The 15,437-nt window shown below is 56.0% G+C and carries 12 protein-coding genes; 11 read left to right on the top strand and 1 reads right to left on the bottom strand.

Annotated features, from left to right (window positions below):
* The 8 genes from IE090_RS07080 (at position 1) to prpF (ending at position 8,896) form a co-directional block, all read left to right on the top strand.
* Positions 1-984, top strand: a complete 984-nt coding sequence (locus tag IE090_RS07080) for an alpha/beta fold hydrolase (RefSeq protein ID WP_189387658.1) — start codon at positions 1-3, stop codon at positions 982-984.
* Positions 981-1,610, top strand: coding sequence for a Rossmann-fold NAD(P)-binding domain-containing protein (locus IE090_RS07075; protein WP_189387657.1), 630 nt, complete (start codon positions 981-983; stop codon positions 1,608-1,610). Before IE090_RS07080 ends, IE090_RS07075 begins: the two co-directional genes overlap by 4 nt.
* Entirely contained in the window at positions 1,607-2,098 is a 492-nt protein-coding gene (rraA, locus tag IE090_RS07070) for a ribonuclease E activity regulator RraA (RefSeq protein ID WP_094061063.1), read from the top strand. Before IE090_RS07075 ends, rraA begins: the two co-directional genes overlap by 4 nt.
* Before the next feature lie 169 nt (positions 2,099-2,267).
* The gene (locus IE090_RS07065; RefSeq protein ID WP_189387656.1) at positions 2,268-2,933 is read left to right on the top strand and encodes a GntR family transcriptional regulator; all 666 of its coding nucleotides are present in this window, start codon (positions 2,268-2,270) and stop codon (positions 2,931-2,933) included.
* Positions 2,930-3,808: a methylisocitrate lyase gene (gene prpB / locus IE090_RS07060; protein ID WP_189387655.1), complete on the top strand. Its 879-nt coding sequence runs from the start codon at positions 2,930-2,932 to the stop codon at positions 3,806-3,808. Before IE090_RS07065 ends, prpB begins: the two co-directional genes overlap by 4 nt.
* Before the next feature lie 13 nt (positions 3,809-3,821).
* Positions 3,822-4,943, top strand: a complete 1,122-nt coding sequence (gene prpC, locus IE090_RS07055; protein WP_189387654.1) for a bifunctional 2-methylcitrate synthase/citrate synthase — start codon at positions 3,822-3,824, stop codon at positions 4,941-4,943.
* Between the two features lie 46 nt (positions 4,944-4,989).
* A complete protein-coding gene (gene acnD / locus IE090_RS07050; protein ID WP_189387744.1) occupies positions 4,990-7,584 on the top strand; it encodes a Fe/S-dependent 2-methylisocitrate dehydratase AcnD in 2,595 nt (864 codons plus the stop codon).
* A gap of 124 nt (positions 7,585-7,708) precedes the next feature.
* Positions 7,709-8,896: a 2-methylaconitate cis-trans isomerase PrpF gene (gene prpF / locus IE090_RS07045; RefSeq protein ID WP_189387653.1), complete on the top strand. Its 1,188-nt coding sequence runs from the start codon at positions 7,709-7,711 to the stop codon at positions 8,894-8,896.
* A 73-nt stretch (positions 8,897-8,969) separates the two neighbouring features.
* On the opposite strand, the gene IE090_RS07040 is transcribed toward prpF, so the two are convergent.
* Positions 8,970-12,347 (bottom strand): Rne/Rng family ribonuclease, encoded by a 3,378-nt coding sequence (locus IE090_RS07040; protein WP_189387652.1) that lies wholly within the window; start codon positions 12,345-12,347, stop codon positions 8,970-8,972.
* A 419-nt stretch (positions 12,348-12,766) separates the two neighbouring features.
* Here IE090_RS07040 and IE090_RS07035 point away from each other — a divergent pair, with 419 nt between their 5' ends.
* From IE090_RS07035 to IE090_RS07025, 3 genes are read left to right on the top strand one after another with little or no spacing between them, the layout of a single operon-like run.
* Positions 12,767-13,756: an RluA family pseudouridine synthase gene (locus tag IE090_RS07035; protein ID WP_189387651.1), complete on the top strand. Its 990-nt coding sequence runs from the start codon at positions 12,767-12,769 to the stop codon at positions 13,754-13,756.
* The gene (locus tag IE090_RS07030; protein WP_189387650.1) at positions 13,753-14,406 is read left to right on the top strand and encodes an HAD family hydrolase; all 654 of its coding nucleotides are present in this window, start codon (positions 13,753-13,755) and stop codon (positions 14,404-14,406) included. Before IE090_RS07035 ends, IE090_RS07030 begins: the two co-directional genes overlap by 4 nt.
* Complete coding sequence (locus IE090_RS07025; protein ID WP_373296411.1) at positions 14,399-15,394, top strand: S49 family peptidase; 996 nt, start codon at positions 14,399-14,401, stop codon at positions 15,392-15,394. Before IE090_RS07030 ends, IE090_RS07025 begins: the two co-directional genes overlap by 8 nt.
* Positions 15,395-15,437: the final 43 nt, after the last annotated feature.

The following is a 15,437-nucleotide window of genomic DNA, read 5'->3' as shown; positions in this document are numbered from 1 at the left end:
ATGAAAAGCAGCAGTGCGCTGTTTCCGGTCAGCTTAATGCGGGCCGAACAGCAAGGGCCTTTGGCCGAAGATGTTTACCTGGTAAAGCACAATCGCGATCCGGACCGCAGCGTGCAGCTGGCTTTAACTCACCTGAGCTATGCCGATGGTCGCCATCAAGGCGGCCAACCGGTGGTGCTGGTGCATGGCAGCTTCACCAATCGACGTTTTTGGTGGTCGCAGCGTGGCATCGGTTTGGCCCGTCACTTGATTGAGCAGGGCTTAGACGTATGGCTGCTCGATCAGCGCGGCCACGGTTTAAGCCCGCGCAACCTGGATTATCGCAACAACACCTTGCAACGCTACGTTGAGTTCGACATCGGTGCCATTAACGACTTTCTGCTGGAGCGCAGTGGCCGGCCACCCGTTTGGGTTGGGCACTCGCTGGGCGGAGTGATTTTGGCGTCGGCCATCGCCAGTGGCGTACTGACACGGGAAAATGTGCACAGCTGTGTGCTGTTGGGCACCCAGGTCATTCGCCGGCCACGCTATTTGTGGTTGCCCTTGCTGGGCTTTGGTTTGCGGCGCTGGATTAAGCGGCGCGGTGAGATCAGTGGCCGACGCCTGAAAATTGGCCCTGAATCTGAGCCGGCGGGCTTGGTCAATGAATATTTGCGCCGTCACGACTGGTTTGGCGAGTGGCGCTTTCGCCGCCCCAAACGCAAGTTAATGCCTGGCTGGCAAGCCGGTGAGGTGCCGTTGTTGTCATTAGCCGCCGCGGCCGACCGCTCTGACCCTGAGCCTTATTGTCAGCGCTTTGCCTCGCTGTACGGCGGGCCTTTGCAATACGTGCGCCTAGGCAAGGCGGAGGGTTTTCAACGTGACTATGGCCACGTTGATATGGTCGTCAGTCAGCAGGCTGCCAAGGAAGTCTGGCCCATGATCAGCAACTGGTGTTTGGGGCGCGAACTGTCTGCTGGCCAGCCTCAGGATGACGGAGCGTGAAGCGCACGGCGCTGTTGGTAGGGGCGACAGGGCTGACGGGCCAAGCGCTGTTGTCCTGCTTATTGGCTGACGAGCGCTATCAACAGGTGCTGGCGCCCGTGCGCACGCAGCCAAGTTGGCAGCATGCCAAGTTGCACTGGTTGGCAATCAATCCGCCTATGGAAACACCTGTGACGGACTTCTTTTGCACCCTGGGCACCACGCGCAAACAAGCGGGCCGTGCGGGTTTGGCGGCGGTGGACCGTGATCTGGTGGTGCAGTTTGCGCAGCAAGCCAAAGCGCTGGGCGCCCAGCGCGCTTGCATACTGAGCGCCATCGGTGCCAATGCGCAATCCCCCTTTCTCTACAACCGCCTCAAGGGTCAGATGCAGCAGCAGGTAGCCGCCATTGGCTTTGAGCGATTAGTGTTTATGCAGCCGTCGGTGCTGTTGGGGCAGCGCTCGCAGCATCGAGGGCTGGAGCATTTGGCCGGCAAGTTACTGGCGCACCCGGGGTGGGGGCGTTATCAGGCCATGCCGGCGACGCAGGTCGCCAGCGCCATGTGGCGATCCTTGACCGATGCTGCGCCGGGTGAGTTCTATTTCGAAGTGCAAGACATTCAACAACTCAATAAGGAAGGACTATGAGCGATTACGTAACCCCAGATTTATGCGATGAGTATCCGCAACTGGTGCAAGTGGTTGAGCCCATGTTCAACAACTACGGTGGCCGCGAATCTTTTGGCGGTGAAATCGTCACCGTGAAGTGCTTCGAGGACAACTCCAAAGTCAAAGAGCTGGTCGATACCGATGGCACGGGCAAAGTGATGGTGGTCGATGGCGGTGGCTCCCTGCGCCATGCCTTGCTGGGCGATATGCTGGCCGAAAAAGCCGCCAGCAATGGCTGGGAAGGCATCATCATTTACGGCTGCATTCGCGACGTTGACGTGATTATGGAAACCGATCTGGGCGTGCAAGCGTTGGCGACCAACCCGCTAAAGACCGACAAGCGCGGCTTGGGCGATGTGAACGTCGAAGTGAAGTTTGGCGGCGTTACCTTTGTGCCTGGGCAGTTTGTTTATGCCGACAATAACGGTGTGATCGTCTCGCCTGAGGCGCTGTCGATGCCAGCGTAAAGCGCATCACCAAAGGAATGGTCGACAAAGCCGGCGCAATGCCGGCTTTTTTGTGCGTTGAAATCCCGTCCAATGCTTTGGTTGTATACAATCTTGTGGTTTTTTACTTGAAATCTGTTATTTCAAGCGTATTCTTGGCCAATAAGTTAAGCAATTGTAGACAAAGTGCATGGCCGACAACGCAACCCTGGCAGAGAAAGTATTCACAGAGCTGACCACCGCCATCGTGCGGGGCGAGCTCAAGCCGGGTGATCGTTTGTCGGAGCAGCAGCTGGTGGAGCGCTACGGTGGCAGCCGTGCGCCGATGCGCGAGGCCATTCAAAAACTGGAAGCCAGGCATTTAGTGGTGCGCATTCCCCATGCTGGCGCCCGGGTGGTGTCGCTCAGCTTGGCAGAGCTGCGTGATATTTATGAAATACGGGTCGAGCTGGAAAGCATGGCCTGTCGCTTGGCAGCACAGCGCATGCCCGATGACGAAATTGCCGAGCTGCAGGCATTGCTTAAACAGCACGAGCAGAACATTCAAGAAGAGCAGGGGCTGGCCTATTACCAGAAAGCCGGCGACTTGGATTTTCACTATCGCATTGTGAAAGGCAGCTGCAACGCGCGTTTACATCAAATGCTGTGTGGCGAGCTGTACCACCTAGTGCGCATGTACCGCTATCAAACATCCACCAGTAACAAGCGCCCCCAGCAGGCGTTAATCGAACACCAGCGCATCGTTGAGGCCATCAGCGCACGCGATGCCGAACTCGCCGAACTACTCATGCGTCGTCATATTCAGACGTCGCTCATCAATCTTGAACACCGTCTAGAACAGGAGGGTCAAGCATGACTCCAGGTCAAAAATTCAGACAAGCGCTGACTGATAACCAGCCGCTGCAAATCGTCGGCACCATCAATGCGTACGCTGCCATGATGGCTGAACGCATTGGCCATCAGGCGATTTATTTGTCCGGTGGTGGGGTGGCCAACGCCTCCTATGGTTTACCCGATTTAGGCATGACCTCGCTCAACGATGTGCTCGAAGATGTGCGCCGTATTACGTCGGCTTCTAGCTTGCCCCTGCTGGTGGATATCGATACTGGCTGGGGCGGCGCTTTTAACATTGCTCGCACCATCTCGCAGATGGAAAAAGCCGGTGCAGCGGCGGTGCACTTAGAAGACCAAGTAGCGCAAAAGCGCTGCGGCCATCGCCCTAATAAAGAAATTGTCTCCAAAGCCGAAATGGTCGATCGCATTAAAGCGGCGGTGGATGCGCGCACAGATGATAGCTTTTTCATCATGGCGCGCACCGATGCCTTTGCTCAGGAAGGATTAGAGGCCGCCATTGAGCGCGCTCAGGCTTGCGTTGAGGCCGGTGCTGACGGCATTTTTGCCGAAGCGGTAAAAACCGAAGAGCACTACCGTGCCTTTGCCGACGCTTTAGATGTGCCGATTCTCGCCAACATCACCGAATTCGGCCAAACCGAGTTGTGGAACCGCGAGCAATTAGGCGAGTGGGGTGCGGCCATGGTGCTGTACCCGCTCAGTGCTTTCCGTGCCATGAACAAGGCGGCAGAAACGGTTTACCAAAGCATTTTGGAAGAAGGCGATCAGCGCAAAGTGGTCGATATGATGCAGACCCGCATGGAGCTGTACGATTACCTCAACTACCACGATTTTGAAAGCAAACTGGATGCCCTGTTCGCAGACGGCAAAAACAAATAAGGGAGAATCACTTATGGCTAAACAACTCAGTGGTGCCGGCCTGCGCGGCCAGGTAGCAGGCAAAACCGCACTGTCGACGGTGGGCGTATCTGGCTCTGGCCTAACCTATCGCGGCTATGACGTTAAAGAGCTGGCTGATCAGTGCCAGTTTGAAGAAGTCGCTTATTTGATTTTAAAAGGTGAGCTGCCCACTCAAGCGCAGCTCGACGACTACAAAGCCAAACTGAAATCGCTGCGCACATTGCCGCAGCCGTTAAAAGAAGTGTTGGAGCGTATTCCCGCATCGGCGCACCCAATGGATGTGATGCGCACCGGCTGTTCAATGTTGGGTAACTTAGAAACCGAAGACAGCTTTGAGCAGCAGCAAGATGCCACCGACCGCATGTTAGCGCTGTTCCCCGGCATGATTAATTACTGGTACAACTTCAGCCACAAGGATAAGCGCATCGACGTCGACACTGACGCCGATTCCATCGCTGAGCAATTTCTGTGGACCTTGCACGGTGAAAAACCATCTGAGCTGCACACTCAGGTCATGCACGCCTCGCTGATTTTGTACGCCGAGCACGAGTTTAATGCTTCCACCTTTACTGCGCGCGTCTGTGCTTCCACCTTAAGCGACATACATTCTTGCGTGACCGGCGCCATTGGCTCGCTGCGCGGCCCACTGCACGGTGGTGCCAACGAAGCTGCCATGGAACTGATTGAAGGCATGGAAAATCCGGACGATGCCGAGCAAAAGCTGCTTGGCATGCTGGCGCGCAAAGAAAAAATCATGGGCTTTGGTCACGCGGTTTACAGCGAATCTGACCCGCGCAATGCCATCATTAAGCAATGGTCTGAGAAGCTGGCGCAGGAAAATGGCAACACCTCGCTGTACGACATTTCCGAGCGCTGTGAAGCCGTGATGTGGCGCGAGAAAAAACTGTTCTGCAATGCCGATTTTTTCCACGCCTCGGCTTACAACTACATGGGCATTCCGACCAAGCTGTTTACCCCGATTTTTGTCTGCAGCCGTCTGACGGGCTGGGCTGGGCATGTGATGGAACAGCGTGCTGATAACCGCATTATTCGCCCGAGCGCGGATTACACCGGTGAAGCGCTGCGCCCTGTCGTTGCAATTGCTGACCGATAAACTTAAAAGCACCGGCTATAGCCGGTGCTGCTTGATGAGCCTGATTATGAATACTGAATACCGCAAGTCACTGCCTGGCAGTGACGTCGAATTTTTTGATACCCGGGCGGCCGTCGAGGCCATTAAGCCGGGTGCCTACGACGGTTTGCCATACACCTCGCGCATTTTGGCTGAGCAGTTGGTGCGTCGCTGTGCACCGGAGACGCTAACTGATTCATTGCGCCAGCTGATTGAGCGCAAGCGTGAGCTGGATTTTCCTTGGTATCCGGCTCGAGTGGTATGCCACGATATTTTGGGGCAAACGGCGCTGGTCGATCTAGCTGGTTTGCGTGACGCCATTGCTGCCAAGGGCGGTGATCCAGCCAAAGTGAATCCAGTGGTGCCAACCCAACTCATTGTTGATCACTCACTGGCGGTGGAATGCGGTGGCTTTGACCCAGACGCTTTTGATAAAAACCGCGCCATTGAAGAACGTCGCAATGAAGACCGTTTTCACTTTATCGATTGGACCAAAACCGCGTTTGATAACGTCGATGTGATCCCCGCCGGTAATGGCATCATGCACCAGATTAATCTGGAAAAAATGTCCCCCGTGGTGCAGGTGCGCGACGGTGTTGCTTTCCCGGATACCTGTGTCGGCACCGATTCCCACACGCCGCATGTTGATGCATTGGGCGTGATTTCCGTCGGTGTTGGCGGCTTGGAAGCGGAAACCGTGATGCTGGGCCATCCGTCGATGATGCGCTTGCCCGACATTGTCGGTGTTGAACTCACGGGTAAACGCCAGCCTGGCATTACCGCCACCGATATCGTCTTGGCATTAACCGAGTTTTTGCGCAAAGAGCGAGTGGTAGGCGCCTATTTGGAATTCTTTGGTGACGGTGCACGCAGCTTAACCATTGGCGATCGTGCCACCATTTCCAATATGACGCCGGAATACGGTGCCACAGCGGCCATGTTCTATATCGATGAGCAAACCATCGACTACCTCAATCTGACTGGTCGTGAACCGGAGCAAGTGGCGCTTGTGGAGCAGTACGCCAAGCACACCGGCTTGTGGGCGGATGCGCTGGTTAATGCCCAGTATGAGCGGGTATTGAGCTTTGATTTGTCGAGCGTTGGGCGCACCATTGCCGGCCCATCAAATCCGCACGCCCGCGTTGCCACTAAAGACCTGGCCGCTAAAGGCATCGCCGGCAATTTAGAGCAAGCACGCGCGCAAGAAGCTCAAGGTTTGATGCCAGATGGCGCGGTGATTATTGCCGCCATTACCTCGTGTACCAATACTTCCAACCCGCGCAACGTGGTGGCGGCAGGCTTGCTGGCGAAAAAAGCCAATGAGCTGGGGCTAGTGCGCAAGCCTTGGGTGAAATCCTCCTTTGCACCTGGCTCCAAAGTGGCGCGCACTTACCTGCAAGAAGCCGGCTTATTGCCAGAGCTGGAAAAACTCGGCTTTGGCATTGTGGCGTTTGCGTGCACCACCTGTAATGGCATGTCGGGCGCGTTGGACCCAGAGATTCAGCAGGAAATCATTGATCGCGACCTGTATTCCACCGCGGTGTTGTCGGGCAATCGCAACTTTGATGGCCGCATTCATCCGTATGCCAAGCAGGCGTTTTTGGCATCGCCGCCTTTGGTTGTGGCTTACGCTTTGGCTGGCACGGTGCGCTTTGATATTGAGCAAGACGTATTGGCGGTGGTCGATGGCAAAGAGATTCGCTTAGCGGATATTTGGCCGTCGGATGAAGAAATCGACGCCATCGTTGGCGAGCACGTTAAGCCGCAGCAGTTCCGCGATGTGTATATCCCGATGTTTGACCTCGGTGATATCGAAAAAGCCCCGAGCCCGCTGTACGACTGGCGTGAGATGAGTACCTACATTCGTCGCCCGCCGTATTGGGAGGGCGCCTTGGCCGCTGAGCGCACGCTGAAAGGCATGCGCCCGCTGGCCTTGCTGCCGGATAACATCACCACCGATCATTTGTCGCCTTCCAATGCCATTTTGGCCGACAGTGCCGCCGGTGAGTATCTGGCCAAAATGGGGCTGCCTGAGGAGGACTTTAACTCCTACGCCACCCACCGCGGTGACCATTTGACGGCCCAGCGTGCCACCCTCGCCAACCCTAAGTTGATGAATGAAATGGTGCGCGACGAACAAGGCAACGTAGTGCAAGGCTCGCTGGCGCGCATTGAGCCAGAAGGCAAGGTGGTACGCATGTGGGATGCCATCGAAACTTACATGCAGCGCAAGCAACCGCTGATTATTATTGCCGGCGCCGATTATGGCCAAGGTTCATCACGTGACTGGGCCGCCAAAGGCGTGCGTTTAGCGGGTGTTGAGGCGATTGTGGCGGAGGGCTTTGAGCGCATTCACCGCACCAATCTGATTGGTATGGGCGTATTGCCGCTGCAGTTTAAGGAAGGTACCACGCGCATCACATTGGGCTTGGATGGTACGGAAACCTTTGACGTACTGGGTGAGCATCAGGCCGGTGGTGAGCTGACCTTGGTGATTCACTATGCGGATGGCCGTGAGCAGCAAGTGCCGGTGATCTGCCGCTTGGATACTGGCGAAGAAGTCATCACCTATCAGGCGGGTGGTGTTTTGCAGCGCTTTGCTAAGGAGTTCTTACAGCAGTAGCTCTGTAGCTTAAACAACAGGGCAGCTTAGGCTGCCCTGTTTTTCCTTGGGTGGGTGAGTTTACCCATGTTTTCGTTCTGGGTGGCAATGCTGCCCAGCGTTTGATTCAACGCGAGATGGCACTATGTCCTTTCCTTCCGATAGCCCCCAAATTCGTATTCCCGCCACCTATATGCGCGGCGGCACCAGCAAGGGCGTTTTCTTCAATATCAAAGACTTACCAGTTGAAGCTCAGCAGCCAGGCGAATATCGAGACAAGTTATTGCTGCGTGTCATTGGCAGTCCAGACCCCTATGCCAAGCATACCGACGGCATGGGCGGTGCGACGTCCAGCACCAGCAAAACCGTACTGTTAGATAAAAGTACCCAGCCAGACCATGACGTCGATTATCTTTTTGGCCAGGTAGCCATCGATAAGCCCTTTGTGGATTGGTCGGGCAACTGTGGCAATTTAACCGGCGCCGTCGGCGCCTTTGCCATCAGTCAGGGGCTAGTGGACGCCGAGCGCATACCTGAAAACGGTATTTGCACGGTGCGGATCTGGCAGAAGAACATCGAAAAAACCATCATTGCCCAGGTGCCGATGAAAGACGGTCAGGTGCAGGAATGTGGTGACTTTGAGCTCGATGGCGTGACCTTTCCAGCGGCAGAGGTGGTGATTGAGTTTCTCGATCCAGCCGATGGCGAGGGCGCTATGTTCCCGACCGGCAACCTGATCGATCAGCTGGAGGTGCCGGGTGTGGGGACTTTTGATGTCACTTTGATTAACGCCGGCATTCCTACCGCTTTTGTGCGCGCCAGTGATATTGGCTACGGCGGCTCTGAGCTGCAGGACGACATCAATAACGATGAAGCGGCACTGCAACGCTTTGAAACCATTCGCGCTTATGCGGCCGTTAAAATGGGCTTGATCAGCGATGTCAGTGAAGCGGCGGCGCGTCAGCATACGCCGAAAATCGCCTTTGTCGCACCGCCTGAGGCTTATGTTGCTTCCAGTGGTAAGCAAATTGACGCTGACGATATTGATTTGCGGGTGCGGGCGCTGTCGATGGGCAAATTGCACCACGCCATGATGGGCACGGCGTCTGTGGCCATTGCCACCGCAGCGGCAGTGCCAGGTACTTTGGTGAATGAAGCAGCCGGCGGCGGTGTGCGCCGTGAAGTGGTGTTTGGTCATCCGTCAGGCACGCTCAAGGTCGGTGCAGAAGCTATCGAAAAAGACGGCCAATGGAGTGCCAGCAAAGCCATTATGAGCCGCAGTGCGCGGGTATTAATGGAAGGTTGGGTAAGGGTGCCACCTGCGCAGCTTTAATGCCACTCTCATAAAACGAAGACATAAAAAAACCGGCGCCAAGCGCCGGTTTTTTTATGCGATACCGAAGGCCTTAGCGGCTATGCTCGGTGTCTTTTTTGTCAGCCTCAGTTTGCGCATCTGAGTCCGCTTTGGCGGCGGGCCCATTGTCTGGCTGGACAGGTTCTTCAGGTTTTACCTGCTCAGCTTTCGGCTGCGCTGGCTCATTATTTTGAGCTGGGCTTTCAGTCGCCGGGTTTGCAGTCACTGGGTCCGCGGTGGTGGGGCTAGCATCTTCACCTTGGGCCCGGGCGGCTGGCTGAGGTATTGGCGCTTCGGCATCTGACGACTCGGCGCATAGCTGGTTGCGCGGGTCGTTAGGCGCGCGTCCGGCCGTGCGACGGCGCGCACGGCGAGGGCGCTTAGGAGTGTCGCTAGCATTGCTTGCCTCTGCTTGCTCGGCAGTGCTTTTGGGGGTTGGCTCTGCTGGTTTTTCAGACGGCTCTGCAGCGACCTCAGCAGGCTTTGCCGGTGCTTCTGCCTTAACTTGCTGCTCCGCAGCTGGTGCTGCTGCTTCCGTCTTTTCTTGCTCGGCCGGCTTGGCGTCAGGCTTGCGGCGGTTGCTGCGACGATGATTGCGGGGACGAGGTGCCTTGTCTGCTTCATCGCTGCCACCATCCTGAGCTTCAGCTTTTTCAGCTTTTTCAGCTTTTTCAGCTGCCGGAGTAACGTCGTTGGTCGCAGGAGCATCGGCTGTGGCGGCGTCGCTGTCGGATTCCGTCGTGGCTTCGGGTGTTTCTGCTGCGACGGCATCGGTCGAGCTGCTGTCATCGGCCTTGCGACGTCCACGACGGCTGCGACGGCGTGGCTTGTCGCTGTCTTGCTCGTCATCGTTGTCGGCTGGCTTGTTGTCAGCTGGTTGAGCGACATCGTTGCTGCTGGTGCTGGCATCCGCAGTATCGACAACCGCTGGCTTCTCTGGGGCGTCAGCCGCCGTTACTTCGACAGTTTGGGTAGTTTGCTCGTTGGATGGCTGCTCTGTTTGAGTGCTGCTGTCCTCGTTGCTGGCTACATGGCTGTTGGCTGCGTTGCCAGTTTCCTGCTCACTTGCCTTGTCGGTGCGGTTACGACGGCGCGAACGACGTGGACGGCGCTCTTTGGTTTCAGCCGTGTTGTTGTCATCGCTGTTGCCAGAGCGTTTTTCCTGTTGTGCCTTTTGCGCCTCGTTGGCTTGCTCGGCGTCCAAGGTTTCTTTGTTGCCTTGTTGGCCGATCAATACCGTATCTGGCTCATCGCTGAAGTCAGGCTTGTTCGGACGCTTGCGTGGGCTGGCGCCTTGGCTACGGTCGCGGCGCGGCGCTTTGTTATCGGCGCTGTTGTTTTTGTCGCCGCCTTTATCGTTGCCCTTGTCCGCTGCCGCGGCGTTGTCGCGCTTGCTGTCGCGTTGATTGCTGCGACGGTTTTTATCGTCCTGCGGCTTGTTGCGCTCTTTTTCCGGGCCCTTGTTGTCTGGCTGCTTCGCCTGACGATTTGGTTTTTCCTGGTTTTTATCGCGCTCAGTACGGTTTTCGTCGCGGGAACTGTTGCGCTCTGAGCGGTTGTTGCCACGCTCGTTGCGTGACTGGCTGCGACGCTCTTTGTTGCCATCGTTACGGTTGTCGTTGCGGCCACTGTTTTGGGTGTTGTTATGGGGGTTGCTACGACGCTGGCTGCCGTTGCTCTTGCGCTCATTGCCTTTGTTTTGCGGGCTTGGCGCTGCTGGCTTGCGCTGGGGCTCTTCTTCGCCGCCATCAAACAAGGTGGTCAGTGCTGCACCCAAGCGCTTAAAAAAGCTGGGTTTGTCACTGGCGTCGGCGGTCGGTGCAACAGGGGCTGCTGCGGGTGCGACGGCCTTAACGGCTGCGCGCTGTGGTTTGGTGGCGTTTTCTGTGTTCAGGTCGATGCCGTATTCAGGCTCGCCACCTTGCAGTTTTTGCTCGTAGCTGACTTCTTCGATCAGGGTGTCGTCAGGGCGTAAACGCTGCACTTCAAAGTGAGGCGTGTCCATGTGCGGGTTGGGTAGAATCATCACCCGCGTGTTGTGGCGCTCTTCGATCGCAGCAATCAAAGCGCGCTTTTCATTCAGCAAGAAGCTGGCGACAGGGTTGGGTACCTCGGCGCGCACTTGGCCGGTGTTTTCTTTGGCGGCTTCTTCTTCGATCAGGCGCAAAATAGACAGGCCAACGGACTGAATGCCGCGGATGACACCGGTGCCGTTACAGCGCGGGCATACGTGGCCACTGGTTTCTTCCAGCGACGGGCGCAGGCGCTGACGTGACATTTCGATCAGGCCAAAGCGTGAAATGCGACCGACTTGCACACGGGCACGGTCTAGCTCTAATGCGCGCTTGAGGCGGTTTTCAACTTCGCGTTGGTTCTTGTTTGACATCATGTCAATGAAGTCGATGACCACCAGGCCGCCCATGTCGCGCAGACGCAGTTGGCGTGCCACTTCGTCGGCGGCTTCTAGGTTGGTGTTGAGCGCGGTTTCTTCGATGTCAGCACCCTTGGTGGCGCGTGCTGAGTTGATGTCGATCGATACCAGCGCCTCGGTGGGGTCAATGACGATCGAGCCACCGGATGGCAGTTTTACTTCGCGCTGGAAGGCGCTCTCAATTTGCGCTTCGATCTGGTAGCGATTGAACAGAGGTACGCTGTCTTCGTAGCGCTTGAACTTGTTCTGGAATTGCGGCATCACGCGGCGGACGAAATCCAGCGCTTCTTGGTGCGCTTCGTCGGTGTCGATCAGCACTTCGCCGACGTCCTGGCGCAAGTAGTCGCGGATGGCGCGCAAAATGACGTTGCTCTCTTGCAGCAGCAGGGTCGGGGCTTTGTTTTCGTCGGCTGCGGTTTTGATGGCATCCCAAAGCTGAACCAAATAGTCGAGGTCGCGCTGCAGTTCCTCTGAGCTGCGGCCGATGCCCGCTGTGCGCACAATCACACCCATGCGATCCGGTACGGAAACGTCTTTCATGGCCTCACGCAGCTCGGCGCGCTCATCGCCTTCGATGCGACGGGAAATGCCGCCGGCACGGGCGTTGTTAGGCATTAACACCAGATAGCGACCTGCCAAGCTCACTTGCGTGGTGAGTGCAGCGCCCTTGTTGCCACGTTCTTCTTTGTCGACCTGCACAATGACTTCTTGGCCTTCTTTCAGCACATCTTTGATATTGATGCGGCCAGGGCCAGGGTCTTTGACAAAGTACTCGCGGGCGATTTCTTTGAGGGGCAAAAAACCATGGCGTTCAGCACCGAAGTCGACAAACGCCGCTTCTAGGCTGGGCTCAATGCGGGTGATCTTGCCTTTATAAATGTTGGATTTTTTCTGCTCTCGGGCACCGGTTTCGATGTCGAGATCGTACAGTTTTTGCCCATCCACTAGGGCTACACGCAACTCTTCAGACTGAGTTGCATTGATTAGCATTCTTTTCATGCCGTCTTAATAGCTCAATTATGAGCAACGCGGCGCCTGGCAATGCCGCTTAGCGGCCACTACCAAAATCTTTATGGGTGCTTTGCTGGCCGGCGCCAATCGGGCTACCGGGCTTGTTGCAGTGGTGCCTAGTCAACGTTTGTGGGGCACCGACACTGTCCATAATTTGATAATGCGAGATGCCAGCACGCTTTGTTGCTTGGTTTATCTCACTCAGCGCTGCGAGCAGCGCCGGAACGGGTTGTTCGTGCGGAAGAGTGTTTTCTTGACTGCATCTTCCTTATACTGTGCCGCTTTTCGGCGCGACCTGAGCGCATCTGATCAATCGGATGTACGGGCGCGTCAGACCGTCGCCGGACTATAGCAACAATGCCAGGCGGCGGCAAACGCCGTACTTATAAGCTTTTACCGGACAGTTAATGGTGCCAACTGAGCTAGATACCAGCCAGGTCTCCTGGTTGACCGTGACCGACGCTAACGCCGGTCAGCGCCTCGATAATTTCCTGTTGTCGACTTTAAAAGGCGTTCCTAAAACGCTGATTTACCGCATTATTCGCAAAGGTGAAGTGCGCATCAATAAGAAGCGTGCCAAGGCGGATACCCGTTTGCAGGAAGGGGATTTGTTGCGCATCCCGCCGCTGCGGTTGCCGCAAAAAGGCGAAACGCCACCGGTGTCATCGGTGCTGCGCGATAAGCTCGATGCCGCCATCGTTTACGAAGACGATGCATTGTTGGTGGTGAATAAACCGTCGGGGTTGGCGGTGCATGGCGGTAGTGGTGTGAACCTGGGCATGATCGAAGCGCTGCGTAAAATGCGCCCGCAACACGCCTTTTTAGAGCTGGTGCACAGGTTGGATCGCGACACCTCAGGCCTAGTGCTCGTAGCGAAAAAGCGCAAAGCGCTGACCACATTGCAACGCATGTTGGCTGATAAGCAGGGCATCGGTAAATACTATTTGGCATTGGTGCACGGCCATTGGCCGCAGCAGGTGAATCATGTCGATTTGCCACTGCTGCGCACGGAGCGGCAATCGGGTGAGCGCGTGGTGCGGGTGGATGATGATGGCAAAACAGCGCTAACGCGTTATCGCCTGCTGGGTGCCGGCAAGCATTACAGCGTGGTGCAGGCGGAGCCGGTGACTGGGCGCACCCATCAGATTCGAGTGCATTGCTTATCGCAGGGCTGTACCATCGCTGGCGATGTGAAGTATCACACAGCGCCTGAGCAGCAAGTCGATGCTAAATACGCTGTGACGCGCTTGTGCTTGCACGCTTGGCGGTTGTCGTTTCGTCATCCGCTGACGGGTGAGTGGCTGGATTTACAGGCACAGCCTGATGCGCAGCTGGCTGGCTGGCTGGATGCCTTGACGGGACAGGCGTGGCGTCACTATTTAAAGGAAAATGTGTGAAGTACGAATTAATCGTTTTTGATTGGGACGGCACCTTGGTGGATTCCACCGGGCGCATTGTCGATAGCATGCAGCGTGCTGCCGGCGAGGTAGGGCTGGCGAGCATCTCGGATTTTGCCGTCCAGAATATCATAGGCTTGGGGCTGCCCGAGGCTTTAGAAACCTTGTGGCCTGGTATTGATGGCGAGCAGCGCCAACGCATGACGGAGGTTTATGCGCGCTTTTTTGTTGCAGACAGCGAAGTGTCGATGGCTTTTTTTGCTGGCGCAGATGCGCTACTGCAAAACCTAACAGCCAGTGGGCGGCAATTGGCGGTAGCAACGGGTAAGAGTCGGCGCGGCTTGGATCGCATGCTGGACGAACATGGTGTTCGTCATTGGTTTGCCGCCACGCGCTGCGCCGATGAAACCGAGTCCAAGCCAGCGCCGCGCATGTTGAACGAATTGCTGCAGCAATTGTCTGTGCCTGCCGAGCGCGCCCTGATGATTGGTGATACCAGTTACGATTTGGACATGGCGGCCAACGCGGGTGTTGATGCCATTGCCATGACTCACGGTGCCCATGACGAATCCATTTTGAGACGGCATGGCCCGGTGGCCATCTGTCATAACCTGACTGAGTTGCAACACTGGATAAAAAACTATGGATGATATGAATAACCGTACCGAGGCGCAGGGCTCACCTAGCGCTCGCCCAGCGGATGACAGTAAAGAGTGGCGCTTAATAGAAAAAGTGTTAATGGACATGCAAGGCGAGCAACGCCGTGCACGTCGTTGGGGGATCTTTTTTAAATCCCTTACTTTTTTGTATTTGATTGCCATTTTATGGTTGATTCGCATGCCGGTCGATGATGTGGCGAAAGACATGGGCGAGGGCCCGCATGCGGCAATTATTGAGGTTAATGGCCCTATCGCTGCCGACCAAGACGCCAGCGCCGATTTGATTGTTGGCTCGCTACGCAAAGCCTTTGAAGACGAAGCGGCGAGTGGCGTCATTTTGCGCATCAATAGCCCAGGTGGCAGCCCAGTGCAAAGCGGTTACGTTTATGACGAAATTAAGCGTTTAAAAGAAACCCGTCCAGATTTCCCTGTGTATGCTGTGATTATGGATATAGGCGCCTCTGGCGCTTACTACATCGCTGCTGCCGCAGACGAAATTTACGCCGACAAAGCCAGCTTAGTTGGCTCGATTGGTGTGGTGGGTTCTGGCTTTGGTTTTGTGGATGCCATGGAAAAGCTGGGCGTTGAGCGCCGTCTTTACACCGCTGGTGAGCACAAAGCGTTTTTGGACCCGTTTTCTCCTGAAAATGAAGAGGAAAAACAATTCTGGAACAGCGTGCTCGATGTCACTCATAAGCAGTTTATCGAGCAGGTCAAAGCAGGGCGTGGGGATCGTTTGAAATCGCACCCCGATATGTTCAGCGGCCTGGTGTGGTCGGGCGAGCAAGCACTGGAGCTAGGTCTGGTCGACGGCTTGGCATCCAGCAGTCAGGTGGCTCGTGATAAACTGGGCACCGAAGAGATGGTGAATTACACCTATCAACCACACCCGTGGGAAGAGTTGGTTCGGCAGTTTGGTGCCAGCATTGGCAGTGGCTTTGCCAACATGCTGACCAGCCAATCACTGACCCTGCGTTAAATAATTTTGACAGAGGCCCATTGCATACCTATGATGTCGCGCA

The organism is Bacterioplanes sanyensis (assembly GCF_014652515.1).
GTDB classification, from domain to species: domain Bacteria; phylum Pseudomonadota; class Gammaproteobacteria; order Pseudomonadales; family Oceanobacteraceae; genus Bacterioplanes; species Bacterioplanes sanyensis.
This window is presented reverse-complemented; position numbering and strand designations above follow the sequence as displayed.